The organism is Streptomyces sp. NPDC051104, assembly GCF_040682835.1.
In the GTDB taxonomy this organism is placed as follows: Bacteria; Actinomycetota; Actinomycetes; order Streptomycetales; family Streptomycetaceae; genus Streptomyces; species Streptomyces cynarae.
Window position 1 is genome coordinate 34,103 of record NZ_JBFBBS010000022.1, and the last position, 21,752, is coordinate 55,854.

The following is a 21,752-nucleotide window of genomic DNA, read 5'->3' on the forward strand; positions in this document are numbered from 1 at the left end:
CTTCCGGGCGGCCGCCGGGGCGTGTGCCGTTGCCCGGGGAAACCGGGGTGTCGCACGGTGATCCCGGCGGCGTAGGCTAAGGGCGCCATGCCGTACGAACCACCCACTCACACCGTCGAGCGCTCCCTCCGCGCAACGACCGGAGCGAAGGTCATCGCCGGTGTCGACGAGGTGGGGCGCGGTGCGTGGGCCGGTCCCGTCACCGTCTGCGCGGCGGTCACGGGTCTGCGCCGACCGCCCGAGGGCCTCACCGACTCCAAGCTGCTGACCGTCAAGCGGCGCACCGAACTCGCCGAGCTGCTGCGGACGTGGGTCACGGCCTACGCCCTCGGTCATGCCTCCCCCGAGGAGATCGACGATCTCGGGATGACGGCCGCCCTGCGGCTCGCGGCGATACGCGCCCTGGTGGCGCTGCCCGTCCGCCCCGACGCGGTCATCCTCGACGGGAAGTACGACTACCTTGGCGCGCCCTGGCAGGTCCGTACGGTGATCAAGGGCGACCGGTCGTGCGTGGCGGTCGCGGCGGCCTCGGTGATAGCCAAGGTTCACCGCGACAAAATGATGGCCGAACTGGGTATCGACCATGCAGAATTCGGTTTTGCGGCCAACGCCGGTTATCCGTCACCGGTGCACAAGGCCGCACTGGAGGTACGGGGCCCCACCCCGTACCACCGCTTGTCGTGGGCGTATCTTGATGCGTTGCCCCAGTGGCGGCACCTCAAGAAGGCCCGCAGCTGGGCGGACGGAAGCGTTCCGGAAATCGAGGGCCAGCTCGGCTTCGACTTCTGACCGGTTCCGGTCGCACTGACGTGCCGCCCGCCGATGCCGGTCGCTTCGGCGTTTGATAAAAATCAGCTCATGCCTCTCATTCCCGAGGAGCCTCAGATTCACGAGAGTGCCCAGGGTCCCCGCGCCACGGCCGGCGGCCGTACCGCGCCGACCCCCCGTCCCGTACCGGGCCCCCGCCCCGCGGCCCCTGCCCGCCCCGGACGTCCGGGGCCCATCCGGCCGATGCCGGCCCAGCGCACCCCGCGCGAGCCGGCCAAGCCCGGACCGTCCGTTTCCGCCTCCACTCCGCAGATCCAGCTGATCCCGGCCTCCGCCGAGAGTGCGCTGGATGCCGCCGAGGAAGCCGTCGACCTGCTGCTGGAGTCCGGTCGCGCCCCTGGCGACGTGCTGGTGATCACCACCGGCGAGCCGCACCCGTGGGCCGCGCACGAACTGTCCTTCGGCGAGACCGCCTACTGGGCGCAGCACGACGCCGGTGACGACGTCTTTTACGCCGACGCCTCGGTGGCCTCCCGTGCCGCCGCCCGACCGGTGGTCGTGGTCGCCGTCAACGGCGGTGCCGACGCCACTGTGGCCGCCACGCTTCCACTGGCGCTCAGCCGGTCCGGTGCCCTGCTGATCGTCTGCGGCGACCCGAAGCAGATCAACTCGGTGCTGGGCGCGGGCGTCTGAGCGGCCCGGCCCGGTCCGGTCCGCTCGCGTCCCACCCTTCGCGCCGGGGACCGAGCCGGGTAACCGGTTCGGGCTTCGGCCGCCGCGGCCGGTGAGTGCAGCGCCGACGGCACTCCGAACGGCGCTCTCTTCGCCATGCCCTTCTGCGGTGGGGTTCCCGGTGTCGGTGGTCACTGACGCATATCGCTTGACGTTGACGCATATCGGCTGGCCAGTGATGGACGTCGGTGTGCACTGACGATGTGGACAGTGCCGCCGTATCGGCCGTCGGTGCCGCCGTAGAGGCGAACGGTTTCCTCAGGCCACTGGCGTGGGCGACTTCCGTTGGCGTGGGCGACTTCCGTACTCCTCCGGCGTGCGGCCTGTTCGCGGACGGGGGCGCCGCGATCGGCCGCCGCCTCCAGGTGGGGACCCGCGAGCTGGTGGCGCGGAGGCCTTCCGCCGCCGTACGTCGCCGCTCCCGGCCGCGCTGCGACGGTGCCGTGCCGCTCAGCGGGCGGCGGCCCGGCGCAGCAGGTCCGAGGAAGCGCCCCCGGTACGAGGCTGGTGCAGCGGCATGCCCGCCGGATCGAACTCCTCGGGCGTCGAGTCCGCGTTGGGGCGGCGGCCCCCGCGATCCTCACCGAGAACCTGCCAGCCATCGCGCGTCAGGGTGATGTACGCACCACAGCGCAGTCCGTGCAATGTGCACGCGTCGCGCAGGCCCCACATCCACGCGCCGTCCTCCTCCGTCCACCGCGTGTCGCCCTCACGGCAGTAGAGCAGCACCGCCGTCCGCACCGGCGTCCGGCGCCGCAGGTCGTGAGGGATGACCCGGCGCAACTGGGCCAGCAGCGCGTTGCGGAACACCCACCCGTCCGCCGGGGCGGGACGCCGGGTGAACGACGCGCTCGCGCACAGTCGTTCCTCCGGATCCAGGACGGCCACCACGGCCGTGGAGGGGCGTGGCCGGTGTCGGGCGTGCAGCCCGCTGACGACTTCGCGGGGGTTGCGCAGCAGGGGAATCTCGGCGGCCGCCCACTCCGCCGGCTCGAGAAGTCGGGCCACGGGATGGGCGGAAGCGGCGGACGGGTCGGCGGAATCTGCCAGGGATGCCGCCGAGGACGGAGCGAATCCGAAGGTCACGATCCTCCCTTCGGCTGACGCGCCCACAATGCGGGCGGGGTGGGACTGAGGGGGCGCACACCGCGGCAGAGCCCTGCCGGATCACGGACGAACCGTGCGGGGAGCGGACCTCAATTCTTCCCGTCGAACTGGGTTGCGGCAACGAGCAATTGGGGCTGCCGACCGGTTCTTGGTGATGTGTGGCCTATATCCCCCTCTACCTCTCTGCCCAGTGTGTTCCCAGCGAAGGGGCGGGTCACTCCTGCGCGGGAGGACCAGCCGGCAGCCCCCTCTCCGCTCCGGCGAGCGCCTTTCGGCGCGTCGTCCGTGGACCGTTCGCGAGCCGCTGGTCACGCTGGGTGAGGTGGCCGATTGTCAGTGCCATCGGGTTGCATGGGGACATGGACGAACTCGAGCTCCGCGCTGAAGCCGACGCCATCCTCGCCGAGCTCGTCGGCGACCCGGGGGGCTCGGCTCGGTTGCGGGAGGACCAGTGGCAGGCGGTGGCGGCTCTGGTGCGGGAGCGCCGGCGTGCCCTGGTGGTGCAGCGCACCGGCTGGGGCAAGTCGGCGGTGTACTTCGTTGCCACCGCGCTGCTCCGTCGGCGTGGCTCCGGGCCGACGGTGATCGTCTCGCCGCTGCTGGCGCTCATGCGCAACCAGGTGGAGTCGGCGGCGCGGGCCGGTATCCGGGCGCGCACCATCAACTCGGCCAACCTGGAGGAGTGGGACACCATCCACGAGGAGATCGAGCGCGGCGAGACCGACGTTCTCCTCGTGAGCCCGGAGCGTCTCAATTCTGTGGATTTCCGCGATCAGGTGCTGCCCAAGCTCGCGGCCACGACCGGTCTGCTGGTTGTCGACGAGGCGCACTGCATCTCCGACTGGGGGCACGACTTCCGGCCGGACTACCGCCGGTTGCGGGCGATGCTCGCTGAGCTCGCCCCTGGTGTGCCGGTGCTGGCCACCACGGCGACCGCCAACGCGCGGGTCACCGCGGACGTGGCCGAGCAGTTGGGCACCGGCGCCGGTGAGGCCCTGGTGCTGCGCGGCCCGCTCGAGAGGGAGAGCCTGAGGCTGGGTGTGGTCGAGCTGCCGGACGCCGCGCACCGCCTGGCCTGGCTGGCCGAGCATCTCGACGAGCTGCCGGGCTCCGGGATCATCTACACGCTGACGGTGTCCGCGGCCGAGGAAGCGACCGCCTTCCTGCGGCAGCGCGGTTTCCGGGTGGCCTCCTACACGGGGCGCACGGAGAACGCCGACCGGCTGCAGGCCGAGGCCGACCTGCTGGAGAACCGGGTCAAGGCGCTGGTGGCGACGTCGGCGCTGGGCATGGGCTTCGACAAGCCGGACCTGGGCTTCGTGGTGCACCTCGGCTCGCCGTCCTCGCCGATCGCCTACTACCAGCAGGTGGGACGTGCGGGGCGCGGTGTGTCCCACGCCGATGTGCTTCTGCTGCCGGGCAAGGAGGACGAGGCCATCTGGCGCTACTTCGCCGATACCGCCTTCCCGCCCGAGGCGCAGGTCCGACAGACCCTCTCCGCCCTCGCCGGTGCGGGGCGGCCGCTGTCCGTGCCGGCCCTGGAGGCGTCGGTGGATCTACGGCGCAGCCGGCTGGAGACGATGCTGAAGGTGCTCGACGTGGACGGGGCGGTCAAGCGGGTGAAGGGCGGCTGGGTCTCCACCGGCGAGCAGTGGGTCTACGACTCCGAGCGGTACGCCCGGGTGGCGCGGCAGCGGGCTGCCGAGCAGCAGGCCATGCGCGATTACGTGAGCACGTCCCAGTGCCGGATGGAGTTCCTGCGCCGGCAGCTGGACGACGAGGGGGCGGCCCCGTGCGGGCGTTGCGACAACTGCGCAGGGCCCTGGGCGGATTCCGCCGTTTCGGCGGAGACGCTGACAGGGGCGGCCAAGGAACTGGACCGCCCGGGGGTGGAGGTCGAGCCGCGCCGCATGTGGCCCACGGGGATGCCCGCACTGGGCATCGACCTCAAGGGGCGCATCCCGGCCACAGAGCAGTGCTCCACCGGACGTGCCCTGGGGCGGCTCTCGGACATCGGCTGGGGCAACCGTCTGCGCCCGCTGCTGGCGGAGAACGCGTCCGACGGGCCGGTCCCCGACGACGTCCTGCAGGCGGCGGTGGCGGTCCTCGCGGACTGGGCGCGCTCTCCGGGCGGCTGGGCGCCGGATGCCCCGGACTCCTCTGCCCGGCCGGTGGGAGTCGTCGCCGTGCCGTCCCGGAGCCGCCCGCAACTGGTGGGTTCCCTCGCCCAGGGCATCGCGGACATCGGCCGCCTCCCCTTCCTGGGCACCCTGACCTACACCGGGCCGAGTGGCGCGCACGCGGCACGCCGCAGCAACTCCGCCCAGCGGCTGAGGGCGCTGTCCGGCGCCTTGACCGTCCCTGAGGAGCTGGCCGATGCCCTGGCCGGCTCTCCCGGCCCCGTCCTGCTCGTGGACGACTACACCGACTCCGGCTGGACCCTCGCAGTCGCTGCCCGCCTCCTCCGCCGGGCAGGCAGCGAACAGGTCCTTCCGTTGGTCCTCGCCGTCGCGGGCTGAGCTTCCCCCGGCCCGCGTGCACTTCCCGGCTGCGACCGGTTGCAGCATGTTCAGCTCCCGGTCGCGTCTGCTTCAACGTGTCTGACGGAGAGTGAACTGAAGCGCTTTGCGGGCGCCTGTTTCGTGCCGGCGGCGCATTGAAGCGCGCCACGGTACTTCGTACGGGCGCGGTGCGTCCAGGCGCTGACCGAGCCCGGCTCGATGCCGGCTGCTCCTGAACGCGACTTGCCGACACCTTGACGCTTCGTTCCGCAAACGTTCAGCTGGGCGTCTGTGTCCGGGTTGTGTGTCGTCCCTAGGGTCCCTGCGGACTCGAAAGAAGGGACCCATGGGCAGACTCCTCGCAGTCCGGGCTCGCGGCATCACCAAGTGTTTCGGTGACGTCGTCGCACTCGACGGCATCGACCTGGATGTGACTCAAGGTCAGATCCACGGCCTGGTAGGACCGAACGGCGCCGGCAAGACGACATTGCTCGGCCTCCTGCTGGGCCTGGCCGTCGCCGACAGCGGCCGCTTCGAGATCCTGGGTACGCCGGTCGGGCGGGCGTTCGCCGCTCCCGACGGTGTCGCCGGCTTCGTGGACGGGCCCGGTCTCTACCCCTCGCTCACCGCCAGGCAGAACCTCGCCGCACTGGCCGCTCTCCGCGGCCACGACGCCCGGACGACGGCGATCGACGACGTACTCGACCAGGTCGGACTCACCGATGTCGCCGACGACCGGGCCCGCGGCTTCTCCCTCGGCATGCGTCAGCGTCTCGGGCTCGCCGCCGCCCTGCTCACCAAGCCCCGGCTGCTCGTGCTCGACGAACCCTCCAACGGCCTGGACCCGGCCGGCAAAAGACACGTACACGGTGTCCTCACCCGGCTCGCGGCGGACGGAACCAGCGTCGTCCTCTCGAGCCACCGCATGGACGACCTGGAGGCACTGTGCTCCGAGGTCACCATCATCGCCACCGGACGGGTCGTCTTCTCCGGCCCGCTCGGCAAGCTGGCCGCCGAGAACCGTGAACTCGACTACCGGCTGCGGACCTCCGACCCGCAAACCGCCCGCCGACTGGCTGCCGACACCGCCGGGATACGGGTCGTCGACGACGCCGTGGGACGGCACGACGCGGAGGTGCTCGTGGTGCGCGCGCTGGTGCCCGCCCTCGACGAACTGGTGGTGGGGCTCGTGCACGCGGACGTCTCGGTGCGCGAGCTCGCCCCAGTGGTGTCGCCGCTCGAAGCCGCGTTCCTCGCCCTCACCGAGCAGCAGGAGGCCGCCCGATGACCGCGACCATCGTCGATGACAACGTCGTCGTGGCCCGTGCCCCCCGCGTCTCGGTGGTGCGTGGCTACCGCTTCGAGCTGGTCAAGCTGGTCTCGCAATGGCGGATCCGCCTGCTGGTCCTCGCCTGCTGGATCGCGCCGGCGCTCTTCGTCGCCGGGGTGAGCCGGCAGAGCACGCTGCCCGCCGACACCCTCTTCGGTCGCTGGATGCACGCCACGGGGTGGGCCGGACCGCTGGTGATGCTCGGCTTCGCGGGCACGTGGGCGCTGCCGCTGCTGACCTCGGTGGTCGCCGGCGACGTGTTCGCCTCCGAGGACCGGCTCGGCACCTGGCGCCACCTGCTCGTGGCCGTCCGGTCGCCCAGGCGGATCTTCGCGGGGAAGTCACTGGCCAGCCTCACCGTCATCCTGCTGCTCGTGGCCGGGCTGGCCTGTTCCAGCACGGTCGGCGGGATCGTGGCGGTCGGCAACCAGCCGCTCGTCGGCCTCGACGGCCACCTGCTCGCGCCGGGGGACGCCGCGGGCAAGGTCCTGCTCGCCTGGGCCTGCGCCCTCGCCCCGACCCTGGCCCTCGCCGGGATCGGACTGCTCGGGTCGGTCGCCCTGGGGCGGTCACCGATGGGGCTGCTGCTGCCCCCGATCGTCGCGCTCGCGATGCAGGTCGCCCAGATGCTGCCGCTGCCCGTCGCCGTGCGCCTCGCCCTGCCCGGCTACGCCTTCATCTCCTGGAACGGTCTGTTCACCAGCCCGGCGCAGGTCGGCCCGCTCCTGATCGGCATCGTGGTCAGCCTGGTGTGGGCCGTGCTCGCGACAGTGCTGGCGTACCTGCTCTTCCTGCGGCGCGACTTCACCAACCCGGCCTACGACGGTTCCGGGCGCCGTGCGGTAACCACCGGACTCCTGCCGCTGGTCGCACTGACCGCCCTCACCGTCGCGGTGGTCGCCGTGGCGACCCCGTCGATGGGCTCCGGGATCGAGCAGGACAAGGTCCAGCGGTCGGTCGCCACGGCGTTCGCCCACCTCTACCGCGTGCAGACCGAGCAGCTCCACCGCCCAGCCGTCACCGAGGCCCAGCTGAAGGCCACGGCGGCGTGCAACAAGGGCGACGGCCAGGTCGCCCCCCAGGGGGCGGGCAACGACTGGCGTTGCGTCGTCACCTGGCATCTCCCCGGCGTCGCGGCCGCAGGGACGGCCATCTACCAACTTGACGTCGCCTCAGACGGGCGGTTCGTGGCCGACGGCGACGGACCGAAGGAAGTGAACGGCTACTTCCTGGTCCGTACCCCCACCGGGGACGCCCCGAACCCCCTATGGCAGTTCGACGGCAACGTCGAACTGCTCGACACCTCCTCGAAGGGATAGTTCCATGCAGGTAACACGGCAGCGTCGAATCAACGAGAAGGAGCAGGTCAGCCTTTTCGGTAGACGTGTCGGCCGTCGGACTGTGCTGGTGACGTCGGGCATCGCTGTCGCCCTCGCCGTCACGGGCACCGCTGTCGCCCAGACGCACCAGTTCGGCACCCAGCAGGTCGGTCAGGTCACCGCGAACGGCCAGGTCGTCTCCGCCGACCAGTACATAGCCCCGTACGGCAGCCGCACTGTCATCAACGACGGCAAGATCATGTCGTCCTCGGCCAGCCCGGACGGCAGCCACCTCGCGGCCGCGATCGCCGACGGTGACGCGGCGCTGGTCATCATGGACCTCAAGACCGGGCAGGTGAAGCAGAAGGTCGGCAGCAACAAGGCGGACGACCTGCGCATCAGCAGCGGCTCCGTCGGCCAGGAGGGTCCGACGTACTCGCCCGACGGCAAGCAGCTGTGGCTGGGCCAGAGCGACGGCTACACCAAGTTCACCGTGAACGCGGACGGCACCCTCTCCAACCCGACGACCGTCTCCATCCCGGCCGACGGCTCCAAGCACGCGCTGGTGGGTGCGGCGGTGTTCTCGGCCGACGGCTCCACCGTGTACTCCGCGGTCAACGGCCAGAACCGGGTGGTCGCCATCGACGCGGCGACCGGGACCATCAAGCAGAGCTGGGCCGTGGGCAACGCCCCCCGTGGCATCGCCCTGGTCGGCAACAAGCTCTACGTCAGCAACGAGGGCGGCCGTCCGGCCAAGGCCGGCGACACCACGATGAACTCCTACGGCACCCAGGTGCCGGCCAACCCGGAGACCGGTGCCTCCACCACCGGCACGGTCAGTGTCATCGACGTGGTGAACCCGTCCGCCGCCGTCGGGTCCATCGACGTCGGTCTGCACCCGACCGCGGTGTACGCCAAGAAGGGCGCGGTGTTCGTCACCAACACCGCCGACAACAACGTGTCGGTCATCAACACCGCCAGCGACAAGGTCGTCCAGACCATCTCCACCCAGCCGTGGCCGGAGGCGTCGGTCGGTTACGAGCCCAACGCGGTGACGCTCACCGACGACGGTCACCTGCTGGTGACGCTCGGCCGCGCCAACGCGGTCGCCGTGTACCGATACACGTCCCCGCAGCAGCCGGCCGGCTACGTCGGCCTGCTCCCGACGGACTACTTCCCCTCGGGGATCACCACCGTGGGCAACACCGTGGTCGTCTCCAACACCCGTGGCATCGACGCGCGCCGCCCCACCACCGCGGCCGGCCACGGCACCCACGACACGACCTCCAGCCTGACGCAGTTCTCGCTGCCGGACGACAGCGTCATCAGGTCCGAGACGGCCAAGGTCTTCAAGCAGAACGGCTGGACCGCCGGCTCGGTCAAGTCGGCCAAGGGCAAGAGCAACGCGAAGCCGGTGCCGGTCCCGACGCGGCTCGGCGCCCCCTCGACGATCAAGCACGTCTTCCTGCTCGTCAAGGAGAACCGGACCTACGACCAGGTCCTCGGTGACATCGCGAAGGGCAACGGCGACTCGTCGCTCACGCAGTTCGGCGAGAATGTGACGCCGAACCAGCACGCTCTTGCGCAGCAGTTCGGGCTGTACGACAACTTCTACGACGTCGGCACGAACTCCGCCGAGGGCCACAACTGGCTGATGCAGGCCGACAACCCGGAGTACACCGAGTCCTCGGCCGGTGAGTACACGCGCAGCTACGACACCGAGGACGACGTTCTCGGCCACCAGAAGTCCGGGTTCATCTGGACCGGTGCGCAGGCGGCCGGCAAGTCCGTCAAGGACTACGGCGAGTTCCAGTCGATCGAGAGCAAGCCGGCCGGCGCGACCTGGCAGAACCTGTACTGCGACGCCAAGAACATGGAGGCGACCGGGCAGAAGACCGCCTACCCCATTCAGACGGGTTCGGCGATCCCGTCGCTCAACAAGGTGTCGGTGCCCGGCTTCCCGCTGTTCGACCTCAACGTTCCGGACGTCTACAAGGAACAGATCTGGAAGCAGGACTTCGAGAAGAACGGTCCGGCGAACCTGAACATGTTCTGGTTCTCCAACGACCACACCGGTGGTCCGGCGAGCCCGGCCGCCGAGGTCGCGGACAACGACCTCGCGGTCGGCAAGATGGTCGACGAGATCACGCACAGCAAGTACTGGAAGGACTCGGCGATATTCGTCGTCGAGGACGACTCCCAGGCCGGCCTCGACCACGTCGACGGCCACCGTGCCCCGGTCCAGGTCATCAGCCCCTATGCCCAGCACGGCCAGGTCGACAACCACTACTATTCGCAGATCACGATGATCCGCACCGTCGAGCAGATCCTCGGGATCCACCCGATGAACCAGATGGACAGCGCGGCCACCCCGATGTTCGGAGCCTTCACCCAGAAGCCGGACTACACGCCGTTCAAGGCGCGGCCCAACCGGACCTCGCTGACCCTCGGCCTGAGCACCCAGCCCTCCTGCGGCCCGGACACCCCGGCGCCGCAGGACGCCAAGGCGGCGCCCGCGCAGACGTCCGTGACGGTGCCGGCGGCCGAGCAGAAGGTCGCGGCGCAGTGGAAGGCCTGGGAGTCGCACCAGCGGCTGACCGGTACGAAGGCGGTGCCCGACTTCGCCAACCCCGAGCAGATGAACCGTCTCACGTGGTACGAGACGTACAACTGGTCCAAGCCGTACCCCGGTGACAGCAAGATCTACGCGCCGAACGACGTGCCCGGCGCCTACATCCCGTCGTCGGAGTCCGACGGCTGACATAGCTGTTCGCATCGAGGGGCCCCGGGCCGGCGTCACCGCCGGCTCGGGGCCCCTTCCCTTGTGGTCCATGGCGTCCAGGCAACCCGATCGGTCGGACATCGTGCGAGCGAGCCCGGCTGGCTGTGGACAACTCCTGGCGTGCTCATGGTCGTGGTTGTCCACAGGCCAAGCGGAATTCCAAGATCCGCGAGATGGTCGCGGCATGACGAACCACGACGAAGCGGCCGGCCCCTCCGGCATCGGAGACATGCACGGATCCGCACACCACAGCGGCGAGCCCACCGCGTACGCCGGACACGGCCGCTCGGCGGGAGGCCCGGGTGAAACCCAGGTCACGCTGCGCACCCCGGCCGAGCTGGCCGACGCCCTGCCGTACCTGCTCGGGTACCGCCCGGAGGACAGCATCGTGCTGGTGGCACTGCACGACCGGGACGGGCGGGGGAGGTTCGGCGGGCGCGCACGGCTCGGCATCCCTGCCCAGCCCGGCGACTGGCCGTCCGCGGCACAGCAGTTGGCGCGCGGCCTGGTGGCCGGCAGCGAGCGCAGAGGTGCCCGACCGGAAAGCATGGTCGCCTATTTGGTCCAGGAACCGTCGAGCGGTGAGACCGGACGCGATGTGATGGAGCGCCTCCGGCCGCTGGCCCAGTCGCTGCGCACGGCCTGCGGCGGCCTCGACGCGCCCGTGGTGGAGGCCCTGTGCCTCTCCGACGGCCGCTTCTGGTCGTATGTGTGCCCCAGCCCCGGCTGCTGTCCCTCCGAGGGGCAGCCGCTGGGCCTGCCCGGCACCTCCGTCCTGGCCGCCGCCGCGACCTACGCGGGCCTTCAGGTACGCGGCACGCTCAAGGAGTTCCGGGCGCGGCTCAGTCCCTGGGAGACGGCGGCAGCGCTCGCTCAGGAAGCGGCGCTGGACGCCGCGAGCATGGCGCTCGTCCGGAGAATCCTGGACGACGGCACCCGCGACGGGGTCGCCGCCGAGACGCTCGCACTCGCCGAGCGGGTCATGGCCCGGCTCGCCGAGGCCCCTCCGGTGTCCGCAGCCCCAGCCGCGGACCGGCGCGACGACGAACTGCTCGGGCACGACGAGGCCGCGGCCCTGATCGTCGGCCTCCAGGACCGCATGACCCGCGACCGCGCGGCGGAGTGGATGGAGGGCGCGGAGGCCGCCGTGGCGCTACGGCTGTGGCGCGCCCTGGCCCGTCGCTGTGTCGGCTCGTACGGCGAGCACGCCGCGGCGCCGCTGACGCTCGCCGGGTGGGTGGCCTGGTCGACCGGCGACGAACTCGAGGCCCGTGAAGCCCTCGCCATGGCCCTGGGTGCGGACCCGGACTACCTCTTCGCCCGCCTCCTGCACCAGGCCTGCAACGAGGGCCTCGACCCGGAGACCGTCCGCCGTTGTCTGCGTGCGGAACGAGCGGGCCGCGAAGGGAACGAGGGGGCGCCCGCCACGATGCCGGATGACAGGGCCGAGCTCCCGGGCGGTGCCGCGCCCCCCGCCGCGGCCGGGGCGCCCACCCCGCAGGAGCCCACCCGTGCCCCTGGCGCCCCCCGGCGGAGGCGCACGGCCCGCCCGGCGAACGGCGGCAGCCGGCCGCCCCGTGGTCCCGCCGAGGGGGCCAGGGCCCGTCACCGGCGTCCCGCCGACATCCCACCTGGTGGCGAAGGGCAGCGGGCGGCAGAGGAGGCGACCGGCCGGTCCGGTGCCCGCCGCCGTTCCGGCCGGTGTACGGAGGAGGGCGGCACATGAGCACGTCCTGCGCGCGGCGTACCGCCGTTCGGTCGGCATCCCCTCCCATGGGCGTGACCCCGGGCAGGCGCGATCCGTTCACCTGAGTGGCGGAACCCGTGCTCGGGTCGCGCCGCCGCATCGCTCACGACCCTCTCCGGAGCCGCCCGCCCGGCTCCGGGCGCACCCCAGGCGTACCGAGCGCAGAGAAAGCCGCCCCATGCCCCTGCCCGTACCGTTCTCCGCCCCCGACGGCAACCGACGTCCCCGCCACGGCCCCTCGGAGCCCCGGCCTTCCCGGGGCGCCCCACCGGCTGTGTCCTCGATGCCGGGCGGCACACCGGCTCCCATCCCGCACGTCGACCGGCCCCAGGCCTGCCCTCCGCCCCTGCCCGCTGCGCCGCGCCGAGTCGCCGACCTGCCGCCCGCCCACACCGCGCTGATCTGCGTCGCCCTGCCCGGCCTTGCGGTCTCCACGGATCAGGGACAGCTGACGGGACAGGGCCTGGAGGGGTTCTACCGAGCGGGCCGGCGCGTGCTCTCCCGCTGCCAGGTGCGGGTGGCCGGGCGGGAGCCGCTTCCCGTTCAGGCCCGCATGATCGCGGCCGACCGGGCCCGTTTCGTGGGGACGGTGCACGCGTCCCCCGACGCGGGACCGGATCCGGACGTCGTCGTGGAGCGCGTTCGGTTCGCCGACGGCACGGAGCGGATCACCCTGCACAGCGCGGCCGCGCGCCCGTTGCGGCTGCCGATGGAGGTGTTCCTCGGCACCGACCTCGCGGAACTGGGAGAGATCGCCTCAGGCTGCACCGGACCCGAACTCCCCGCCACCGTCCATGACTCCGGGCTGCGCTGGTCCTGTCAGAAGGGCGACTGCGCGGTCACGGCCGCACCGCCCCCCACGGACGCCCTCGCCTCGGCGGGGCTCCTGCGCTGGGAGCTGGAACTGCCGCCCGGCGGGACGCGGAGCGTGGAACTGCGGCTGCGGCCGGACGGTGCGGTTCCGGTCAGAGCGGTGGGACACGGCGCGGCGAGCCCGCTCGCACAGGCCCGGGCCACCGGGGACGACCCCCGTGTCCAGCCGCTGCTGGACACCTGCGTCGAGGACCTCAGGGCCCTGCTGCTCCGGGACCCCGCGCACCCTTCCGACATCCAGCTGGCGGCCGGAGCGCCGTGGCGCTGCGGCCCGGCGCCCGCGGAGTCCCTGGGGGCGGCCCGGATGACGCTGCCGCTCGGCACCCGGCTGGCCGCGGGCACGCTGCGGATCCTCGCCCGTACCCAACTCGGCGGCCCGGGCCTCCGCTCGGGCATGATCCCGGGGCCCCGCCGGGACGCGGGCGCGCATCTGCCACCGGGCTGCACGGGCACCGAGGCCACTCTGCTGTTCCCCGTGCTCCTCGCGGAAGCCTGGCGCTGGGGGCTTCCCGAGCGGGAGACGGAGGAGCTGCTGCCGGCGGCCGAGCACTGTCTGCGGTGGCTGCGCACCACCGTCGGTGACGGCGTCTACCTGCCCGACCCGCAGCCGGCCGGGCCACTGCGCTGCGAGACCCAGGCGTACGCCCACCGCGCCGCGTTGGTCGGCGCCGACCTGCTCGACGCATGCGGGCGACCGGGCGGGGCGGAACTGCGCGAATGGGCCGAGGAGCTGCGCGACGCGTTCTGCGAGGACTTCTGGATCGAGGACCGGTCGGGGGGCAGGCCAGCGGCCGCCCGCACCCGCGACGGACGCCTCGTACCGCACCTCGGCGCGGGCGCCGCCCACCTCCTCGACACCGGGCTGCTCGGCTGCGGCACCCTTGCGCCCGGCCTGCTGGACAAGGTGCGCACCGAGCAGCTCGCGCGGTTGCTCGGCGGCCCCGCCATGGACTCGGGATGGGGACTGCGCGGCCTGGCGGCCGGTGAGGCGGCGTACAACCCGTTCGGACACCGCCGGGGAGCGGTGCGCGTCCAGGAGACGGCGGTCGCCGTCGCGGGACTGGCCGCCGCCGGGTACGAGAAGGAGGCGGGCGGCCTGCTCGGGGGGATGCTGGCGGCGGCGGAGGCGTTCGGATACCGGCTGCCCGAGATGTTCGCCGGCGAGCCGCGGACGGAAGGGAGCGCGCCGCTGCCGCATCCGGCGGCCTGCCGGCCCGCTGCCACGGCGGCGGCCGCCGGGGTGCTGCTGCTCACCGCGCTCGTCGGAATCCGTCCGGACGCGCCCGCCGGGACGGTGACCCTGTGTCCGGTCCGTGGCGCCCCGCTCGGTGAGATCGTCCTGACCGGACTGAGGCTGGCCGGCGCCCCGTTCTCCGTGCGCGTGGGCCGGCTCGGCCTCGCCATGGTGGAGGAGGCCGCCGACGGGTTGCAGCTGGGGGTGTGACCTCGGATGACGTGGCGCGGCAGCGCGGAGGGCGGCTGTCGATGAAACCTGTATCGGACAGAAGCGGATCAGGCGCCGAAGCGGTCACGGAAGGGAGTGTTTATCGTCAGGAAGACGACTATGATCGCGGCATGCCCTACGACCCGTCAGCCGTCCCGCCCTTCGCCGTCACCGTGGATCTGGTCGTGCTGACCGTGCGCCGCCACGCCCTGTGTGCGCTGGCGGTGCGCAGGGGTGAGCCGCCCTTCCAGGGCCGGTGGGCGCTGCCGGGCGGCTTCGTCCGGGCTGACGAGGACCTGGCGCAGGCCGCCGCACGCGAGCTGGCCGAGGAGACGGGGCTGCGGACCCACGACCCGTCCGCACCGGCTCAGGACAACGGCGCCCACCTGGAGCAGCTGGCCACGTACGGCGACCCGAAGCGCGACCCGCGGATGAGGGTGGTGAGCGTCGCCCATCTCGCGCTCGCCCCCGACCTGCCCGCGCCCCGGGCCGGCGGTGACGCCAGCAACGTACGCTGGGCGCCGATCGAGGAGCTGTTGGAGCAGGGCGGGTACGGCCGCGCCGGCGAACCGGTGGCTCCGCTCGCCTTCGATCACGCGCAGATCCTGGCGGACGGTGTCGAGCGCGCCCGATCCAAGATCGAGTACTCCTCGCTGGCCACTGCCTTCTGCCCTCCCGAGTTCACCGTCGGCGAGCTGCGCAGGGTCTACGAGGCCGTGTGGGGCGTGGCGCTGGACCCGCGCAACTTCCACCGCAAGGTGACCGGTACGCCCGGCTTCCTCGTCCCCACGGGCGGTACGACGACCCGGCAGGGCGGCCGCCCCGCACAGCTCTTCCGGGCGGGCGGCGCCACGCTGCTCAACCCGCCGATGCTGCGTCCTGAGGTCTGACCGGCGGCATCACGGGGTGAATGCGGCCCACGGACGGCTGACGGAAGCCGGCCGCCGTCTGTGAGTCACGCGCGCCGTCGGCGTCGGTCGCCGACCTCCGGTCGCCGACATCAGCTCCGGACATATATCCGATTATGTTCCTGTCTGATTAAAGTGAGAGCCTGTCGATCCGCAAGGTTCCCGACAAAATGGGCATATCGCGCTATCTTGCTTCGAGTGATCCAGGCGATCGGATTGACCAGCACCCCCCGCAAGGACCTTCCGCCTGCCGTCGACGACGTGTCCTTCGAGGCTCACGCGGGCCATGTCACCGCGCTTCTGGGAGCCTCGGGTGCGGGCAAGACGACGGCGCTCCGGCTCATGCTCGAACTTCAATCGGGCCGCGGCATCACCTATTTCCGGGGCCGCCCGCTGCACCGCATCGCCCACCCCGCCCGTGAAGTGGGCGTGCTGCTCGGCGACGTCCCCGGTCATCCCGCGCGCACGGTCCGCGGACAACTGCGCATGCTGTGCGCGGCCGCGGGCGTGCCGGCCCGGCGCGCCGACGAGGTCCTCGACGCGGTGGGACTCGTCGGCCTGCGCGACGAGCGCCTGGGCAACCTCTCGCGCGGCATGGACCGCCGCCTGGGCCTCGCCTGCGCCCTGCTCGCCGACCCGCACGCGCTCGTCCTCGACGACCCCGCGGGCGGGCTCTCCACCCGTGAGAGGCGCTGGCTGCACGGCGCTCTGCGCGTGCACGCCGCCCAGGGCGGCACCGTCCTGTTCACCACGGCCGACCCGAAGGAGGCTGCGCGCACCGCCGATCACGTCGTCACCCTCGACCAGGGCCGTCTCGTCGCCGACCAGCCGGCCGCCGACTTCGCCCGTACCCGGCTGCGGCCCCGCGTGGTCGTCCGCAGCCCGCACGCAGCCCGCCTCGGCGCCCTGCTCGCCAAGGAGGCCAGAACCGCGCAGCGTTCGGTGGAGATCGTCCAGGAGGGCGGCAACCGGCTGTCGGTGTACGGCAGTACGTGTGCCGGTATCGGCGAGGCCGCGTTCCGGCACGGCATCCTTGTTCACCAACTCGCCGACGAGATCGGTGACATGGGGCCGACCGCCGGTGCCGAGGCCGCCCCGGCCCCGTCCGCCGGGACACCGGGCGACCTGCCCCCACTGTCACCGCCCGTCGACGTCCGGTCCGTCCCGAGCCCCCTGCGCCCGCTGCGCTACGAACTGCGCCGTGCCGCTGGGATCGGCACCGGCTACGCCACCGCGGCCGCCGTCCTCGTCACCTCGGTCCTGCTCTCCGTCCTCCTCGCCCGAGCCGGGCACACTCCGCCGCGCCGCCTGCTGGCCGCCTGGCCGCAACAGCTCCCGCTGCCGCCCGCGGCGCTCGGCGCCGGACTGCTGGGTGCCCACGCCTTCGGCGAAGAGTTCCGGCATCCCGCCCTGGCGGCGGCCCGCGGGACCGTCCCCCGCCGCCTGGGACTGCTCGCCGCCAAACTCCTCGTCGCCGGGGCCACGGCGCTGGCGCTGGCCGCCCTCGCCGCCGTCTGCGACCTGGTGTCGCTCCACCTCCTCTACGGGCGGGAGGCCGCCCAGGTTCCCGCCGACTGGCTTGCGCTGGCGGCGAGTTGGTGCGGGCTGGTCGCGGGATGCGCCTGGGCCGGTGTACTGGCCGCCGGTCTCTTCCGGTCCACGACCGCAGGGCTCGCCGCCGTCCTCGCGGTGCCCGTCGTGGTCGTACCCCTGGTCGAGAAGGCGCTCTCGGGGCCGTCCGTGCGGACCGCGACGGGCCTCGCCGAGCGGATGCCCGCCCTGATACTGCTGCGGTGGCCCTTCGGCGGGGACAGGTACCTGGTCGCGGCGGCGCGCATGATCGCCCAACCCGTGGGCGGGGCATTGACCTTGTCCCTGTCCGCCCTGCTGTGCGCCTACCTGATCACAACCCTGCGCAGCAGAGTCTGATGACAACAGTCCGTGCCGATCCGGTCCCCCTGTGTCGCAACTCCCCTGAAAAGCGCCCATTTCTTTCCGATAAGGCGTCAATTGCGACGCCGTGAGCGATCACCCTTTCGTGTGCTTTTCACCAAAGACCTCAAGGGAGTTGGAGAGGGCGCCGACAAAGGATCCGTGAGTACCCTTGCGCACACCATGATGACCGCCGCCCGCTCAGCAGACTCCGGCCTGGCCGGACCGGGCGGACTCGACCGCTACCCCTACGCCGAGGCGCCCGCCGCCGACCGCGTCGGCGCCCCCTCGTGGGAGGGCGCGGAGCCGGAACTGGGACGCGTCGGCCGGCGCGCCGCGGGCAGCCGCGGACGCGGACTGCACGGCCAACTCGTCCAGCAGCTGGGCCAAATGATCGTCTCCGGGGACCTGGGTGCCGACCGCCCGCTGGTGCCCGAGGAGATCGGGCAGCGTTTCGAGGTCTCCCGGACCGTGGTCCGTGAATCGCTGCGCGTCCTGGAGGCCAAGGGCCTGGTCAGCGCCCGCCCGAACGTCGGCACACGCGTACGCCCCGTCAGCGACTGGAACCTCCTGGACCCGGACATCATCGAGTGGCGTGCCTTCGGGCCGCAGCGCGACGACCAGCGCCGCGAGCTGAGCGAGCTGCGCTGGACCATCGAGCCGCTCGCCGCGCGCCTCGCCGCCGGGCACGGGCGCGAGGAGGTGCAGCAGCGGCTCGGCGACATGGTCGAGATCATGGGCCACGCCCTGGGGCAGGGCGACTCACTGACCTTCTCCCGTGCCGACGCGGAGTTCCACTCGCTGCTCATCCAGGTCGCCGGCAACCGCATGCTGGAGCACCTTTCGGGGATCGTCTCGGCCGCCCTTCAGGTCTCCGGCGGCCCGGTCACCGGGTGCGACCGCCCGAACGAGACGGCCCTGTCGCAGCACGCCCGCATCGTCGACGCGCTCGCCGCGGGTGACGGCGCGGCCGCCGAGGGCGCCATGCGGCAACTGCTCACCGTCCACCCCGAGGTCGAGCGCGTGGTGCCCGCGCCGCGCGAGCACTGACCGCACACCGTCGGCGATGCGACCAGGGGGTGGGTACGCGCATCGGGCGGCCCCGGCCCGCGCGGCCGGTGGCCGCGGAGAGCCGTACGCCCGCCGTCGGACTCCGTCGGATCCTCCCGGGACCCGGCGGAGCCCGACGGAGACCGGCGACCCCGCCCCGAGCCGGGGTGACACGGCCGTCGGGGATCCGGTGCCGGTCATGGGTGACCCGGTGGCGACCGCGGGTCCTCGGAGCAGGCGACGGATTCCCGGTATCCGATACGGATTCCCTGTGTCAGACGCGGCTTCCGGGATACGCGGTGGTGTAGAACCGTCGACGGCCGAGCGTCGGCAGTGGCGTCGACCGATCACATCTGCCCGTATCTGGACGTTTTTGAGCGGTTACGGGGTGTGATCCGGGCCACGTAGGTTGGGCGTAACGCTCTGCGGGGCTGCGCGATGACCTAAGAGGTGACAGCCGAGAAAGGAATACGGACGCCGTTCGCGGCGCTGTGCATCTTCCCGGCCCGCGCCCGCGCCGTCGGCCCACCCCAAGCCGACGGTCGGCTCCTGTCCGTCGTGGACGGGGCCGGAAGCCGTTTTCCAACGTTCCGAGAGGTTGTTCGTGTCGGCCAGCACATCCCGTACGCTCCCGCCGGAGATCGCCGAGTCCGTCTCTGTCATGGCTCTCATTGAGCGGGGAAAGGCTGAGGGGCAGATCGCCGGCGACGATGTGCGTCGGGCCTTCGAAGCTGACCAGATTCCGGCCACTCAGTGGAAGAACGTACTGCGCAGCCTCAACCAGATCCTCGAGGAAGAGGGTGTGACGCTGATGGTCAGTGCCGCAGAGCCCAAGCGCACCCGCAAGAGCGTCGCAGCGAAGAGTCCGGCCAAGCGCACCGCCACCAAGGCCGTCCCGGCGAAGACGGTGACCTCCAAGAAGGCCACCGCCCCCGCCGCCCCGGCGGTGCCGGTCGCCGACGATCCGGCTGAGGACGCGCCCGTCAAGAAGACCGCGGCCAAGAAGGCGGCGGCAGCGAAGAAGACGGTCGCGAAGAAGGCCGTCGCCAAGAAGACGGCGGCCAAGAAGACGACCGCCGAAAAGAAGGACGACGTCGAGCTGCTCGACGAGGACGTCCTCGAGGACACCCCCGTCAAGGCCGGCGAGGAGCCCGAGGGCGCGGAGAACGCCGGCTTCGTGCTCTCCGACGAGGACGAGGACGACGCGCCCGCGCAGCAGGTCGCCGCGGCCGGCGCCACCGCCGACCCGGTCAAGGACTACCTGAAGCAGATCGGCAAGGTCCCCCTGCTCAACGCGGAGCAGGAGGTCGAGCTCGCCAAGCGCATCGAGGCCGGCCTCTTCGCCGAGGACAAGCTGGCCAACGCCGACAAGCTCGCCCCCAAGCTCAAGCGTGAGCTGGAGATCATCGCGGAGGACGGCCGCCGCGCCAAGAACCACCTCCTGGAGGCCAACCTCCGTCTGGTGGTCTCCCTGGCCAAGCGCTACACCGGGCGCGGCATGCTCTTCCTGGACCTCATCCAGGAGGGCAACCTCGGTCTGATCCGCGCGGTCGAGAAGTTCGACTACACCAAGGGCTACAAGTTCTCCACGTACGCCACCTGGTGGATCCGTCAGGCGATCACCCGCGCCATGGCCGACCAGGCCCGCACCATCCGTATCCCGGTGCACATGGTCGAGGTCATCAACAAGCTCGCGCGCGTGCAGCGCCAGATGCTCCAGGACCTGGGCCGCGAGCCCACCCCGGAGGAGCTGGCCAAGGAGCTCGACATGACCCCGGAGAAGGTCATCGAGGTCCAGAAGTACGGCCGGGAGCCGATCTCGCTGCACACCCCGCTGGGCGAGGACGGCGACAGCGAGTTCGGTGACCTCATCGAGGACTCCGAGGCGGTCGTCCCGGCCGACGCGGTCAGCTTCACGTTGCTGCAGGAGCAGCTGCACTCCGTGCTCGACACGCTGTCCGAGCGCGAGGCGGGCGTCGTCTCCATGCGTTTCGGTCTCACCGACGGTCAGCCGAAGACCCTCGACGAGATCGGCAAGGTGTACGGCGTCACCCGTGAGCGCATCCGCCAGATCGAGTCCAAGACGATGTCGAAGCTGCGTCACCCGTCGCGCTCCCAGGTGCTGCGCGACTACCTCGACTAGCCCTCGGCCGTACGCTCATCAGGGGCTGTCTCCTACGGGAGGCGGCCCCTTTGCGTGTGCGGGATGCGGCAAGCTGAATCACTGTGGGTGTTCTACGACCATCCGACAGTGAGGAGAGCGCATGCCTCGCCCCTACGTCCGATCCCTGGCGCTGGCGGCCGCAGCAGCCCTGATACAGCTGACGGCAGCCGCGCCGGCGACGGCAGACAGCGTTGTCATCGGAGGGTCTCCGGTCGACATCTCACAGAGCCCGTGGACGGTCGCCCTGTCCAGCCGTGACCGGTTCGGAGGTACCCGGGCGGGGCAGTTCTGCGGAGGCGTGGTGGTGGGCCCCTCCACCGTCCTGACCGCCGCCCACTGTCTGAGCGCGGCCGTCCTCGGAGCGCCACCCGGGCGGGTGCGGGATCTGAAGGTGATCGCGGACCGTACGGACCTCACGTCCAGCCAGGGCAAGGAGATCCCCGTGACCTCGACATGGGTCAATCCGCAGTACAACAGGTATACGAACACCGGGGACTTCGGTGTGCTCACCCTCGCCTCCCCGCTGCCCGCCAGCTCGGTCATCCCCATGGCGCCCGCCGGGGATCCGACCTATACGCCGGGCACGCCGGCGACGGTGTACGGCTGGGGGGACGTCACGGGGAACGCCACCTACACGAGCAGTCTGCGGGCCGCCAGCCTTCAGGTCCTGACGGATGCGACCTGTGAGCAGGCGTATCCGGGTGGTCTGGACGGCAGATACGTCGCGTCCTCCATGCTGTGCGCCGGCGCGCCCCAAGGCGGCCATGACGCCTGTCAGGGGGACAGCGGAGGGCCGCTGGTGGCCAATGGGCGCCTGATCGGCGTGGTGTCCTGGGGGAGCGGCTGTGGGCAGCCAGGGCGCCCTGGTGTCTACACGCGGGTCTCGGAGGCCGTCAAGGCGCTGGGGGGCGGCCACTGAGGGCGGCGCCGCCGGGCGCCGCCTCGCGCCGCGGGAAAGGGCACACCCGTACGGGCTGTCGCCGGCACGGAGTGTGTGGTCGGTGTGCGTCACGAGGACGCCGGCCTGCGCGTCCTACGAGTACGGGCGACCACTCCCCGGATGGGGTGGCCGCCCGTTCACCGGCGGCGCTGCCG

General features: G+C 71.8%; 14 protein-coding genes. 13 read left to right on the plus strand and 1 reads right to left on the minus strand.

The window, feature by feature from the left end:
- Positions 1-87: 87 nt before the first annotated feature.
- Positions 88-789: a ribonuclease HII gene (locus tag AB0N14_RS25970; protein WP_366028107.1), complete on the plus strand. Its 702-nt coding sequence runs from the start codon at positions 88-90 to the stop codon at positions 787-789.
- 69 nt (positions 790-858) lie between these two features.
- Positions 859-1,461, plus strand: coding sequence for a hypothetical protein (locus tag AB0N14_RS25975; RefSeq protein ID WP_366028108.1), 603 nt, complete (start codon positions 859-861; stop codon positions 1,459-1,461).
- A gap of 489 nt (positions 1,462-1,950) precedes the next feature.
- Here AB0N14_RS25975 and AB0N14_RS25980 read toward each other — a convergent pair whose 3' ends face one another.
- Positions 1,951-2,586 (minus strand): hypothetical protein, encoded by a 636-nt coding sequence (locus tag AB0N14_RS25980; protein ID WP_366028109.1) that lies wholly within the window; start codon positions 2,584-2,586, stop codon positions 1,951-1,953.
- 380 nt (positions 2,587-2,966) lie between these two features.
- Between AB0N14_RS25980 and AB0N14_RS25985 the strand changes: the two genes are divergently transcribed.
- The 11 genes from AB0N14_RS25985 (at position 2,967) to AB0N14_RS26035 (ending at position 21,576) form a co-directional block, all read left to right on the plus strand.
- Positions 2,967-5,126, plus strand: coding sequence for a RecQ family ATP-dependent DNA helicase (locus tag AB0N14_RS25985; RefSeq protein ID WP_366028110.1), 2,160 nt, complete (start codon positions 2,967-2,969; stop codon positions 5,124-5,126).
- A gap of 328 nt (positions 5,127-5,454) precedes the next feature.
- A complete protein-coding gene (locus AB0N14_RS25990; RefSeq protein WP_366028111.1) occupies positions 5,455-6,396 on the plus strand; it encodes an ABC transporter ATP-binding protein in 942 nt (313 codons plus the stop codon).
- Positions 6,393-7,757 carry an ABC transporter permease gene (locus AB0N14_RS25995; protein ID WP_366028113.1) on the plus strand — a complete coding sequence of 455 codons (1,365 nt, stop codon included), beginning with the start codon at positions 6,393-6,395 and terminating at the stop codon, positions 7,755-7,757. The genes AB0N14_RS25990 and AB0N14_RS25995 overlap by 4 nt, the downstream gene beginning before the upstream one ends.
- A gap of 4 nt (positions 7,758-7,761) precedes the next feature.
- Complete coding sequence (locus AB0N14_RS26000) at positions 7,762-10,518, plus strand: bifunctional YncE family protein/alkaline phosphatase family protein (RefSeq protein ID WP_366028114.1); 2,757 nt, start codon at positions 7,762-7,764, stop codon at positions 10,516-10,518.
- A 205-nt stretch (positions 10,519-10,723) separates the two neighbouring features.
- Positions 10,724-12,265 (plus strand): DUF4192 domain-containing protein, encoded by a 1,542-nt coding sequence (locus AB0N14_RS26005; RefSeq protein ID WP_366028115.1) that lies wholly within the window; start codon positions 10,724-10,726, stop codon positions 12,263-12,265.
- A gap of 199 nt (positions 12,266-12,464) precedes the next feature.
- On the plus strand, positions 12,465-14,603 hold the full coding sequence (locus AB0N14_RS26010) for a glycogen debranching N-terminal domain-containing protein (RefSeq protein WP_366028116.1): 2,139 nt from the start codon (positions 12,465-12,467) through the stop codon (positions 14,601-14,603).
- A gap of 131 nt (positions 14,604-14,734) precedes the next feature.
- Positions 14,735-15,493 carry an NUDIX hydrolase gene (locus tag AB0N14_RS26015; RefSeq protein ID WP_366028117.1) on the plus strand — a complete coding sequence of 253 codons (759 nt, stop codon included), beginning with the start codon at positions 14,735-14,737 and terminating at the stop codon, positions 15,491-15,493.
- A 216-nt stretch (positions 15,494-15,709) separates the two neighbouring features.
- Entirely contained in the window at positions 15,710-17,440 is a 1,731-nt protein-coding gene (locus AB0N14_RS26020) for an ABC transporter ATP-binding protein (RefSeq protein WP_366028118.1), read from the plus strand.
- A 165-nt stretch (positions 17,441-17,605) separates the two neighbouring features.
- Positions 17,606-18,493 carry an FCD domain-containing protein gene (locus AB0N14_RS26025; protein WP_366028119.1) on the plus strand — a complete coding sequence of 296 codons (888 nt, stop codon included), beginning with the start codon at positions 17,606-17,608 and terminating at the stop codon, positions 18,491-18,493.
- Positions 18,494-19,097: 604 nt separating this feature from the next.
- The gene (locus AB0N14_RS26030) at positions 19,098-20,636 is read left to right on the plus strand and encodes an RNA polymerase sigma factor (protein WP_366028121.1); all 1,539 of its coding nucleotides are present in this window, start codon (positions 19,098-19,100) and stop codon (positions 20,634-20,636) included.
- A gap of 121 nt (positions 20,637-20,757) precedes the next feature.
- Positions 20,758-21,576, plus strand: a complete 819-nt coding sequence (locus tag AB0N14_RS26035; protein ID WP_366028123.1) for a serine protease — start codon at positions 20,758-20,760, stop codon at positions 21,574-21,576.
- The last annotated feature ends 176 nt before the right edge of the window (positions 21,577-21,752 follow it).

Bases quoted from the DNA above. Each gene is read 5' to 3' on its own strand.
- AB0N14_RS25985 (WP_366028110.1), top strand. From the start codon at position 2,967: ATGGACGAACTCGAGCTCCGCGCTGAAGCCGACGCCATCCTCGCCGAG.
- AB0N14_RS26005 (WP_366028115.1), top strand. From the start codon at position 10,724: ATGACGAACCACGACGAAGCGGCCGGCCCCTCCGGCATCGGAGACATG.
- AB0N14_RS25990 (WP_366028111.1), top strand. From the start codon at position 5,455: ATGGGCAGACTCCTCGCAGTCCGGGCTCGCGGCATCACCAAGTGTTTC.
- AB0N14_RS26010 (WP_366028116.1), top strand. From the start codon at position 12,465: ATGCCCCTGCCCGTACCGTTCTCCGCCCCCGACGGCAACCGACGTCCC.
- AB0N14_RS25970 (WP_366028107.1), top strand. From the start codon at position 88: ATGCCGTACGAACCACCCACTCACACCGTCGAGCGCTCCCTCCGCGCA.
- AB0N14_RS25995 (WP_366028113.1), top strand. From the start codon at position 6,393: ATGACCGCGACCATCGTCGATGACAACGTCGTCGTGGCCCGTGCCCCC.
- AB0N14_RS25975 (WP_366028108.1), top strand. From the start codon at position 859: ATGCCTCTCATTCCCGAGGAGCCTCAGATTCACGAGAGTGCCCAGGGT.
- AB0N14_RS26015 (WP_366028117.1), top strand. From the start codon at position 14,735: ATGCCCTACGACCCGTCAGCCGTCCCGCCCTTCGCCGTCACCGTGGAT.
- AB0N14_RS26035 (WP_366028123.1), top strand. From the start codon at position 20,758: ATGCCTCGCCCCTACGTCCGATCCCTGGCGCTGGCGGCCGCAGCAGCC.
- AB0N14_RS26000 (WP_366028114.1), top strand. From the start codon at position 7,762: ATGCAGGTAACACGGCAGCGTCGAATCAACGAGAAGGAGCAGGTCAGC.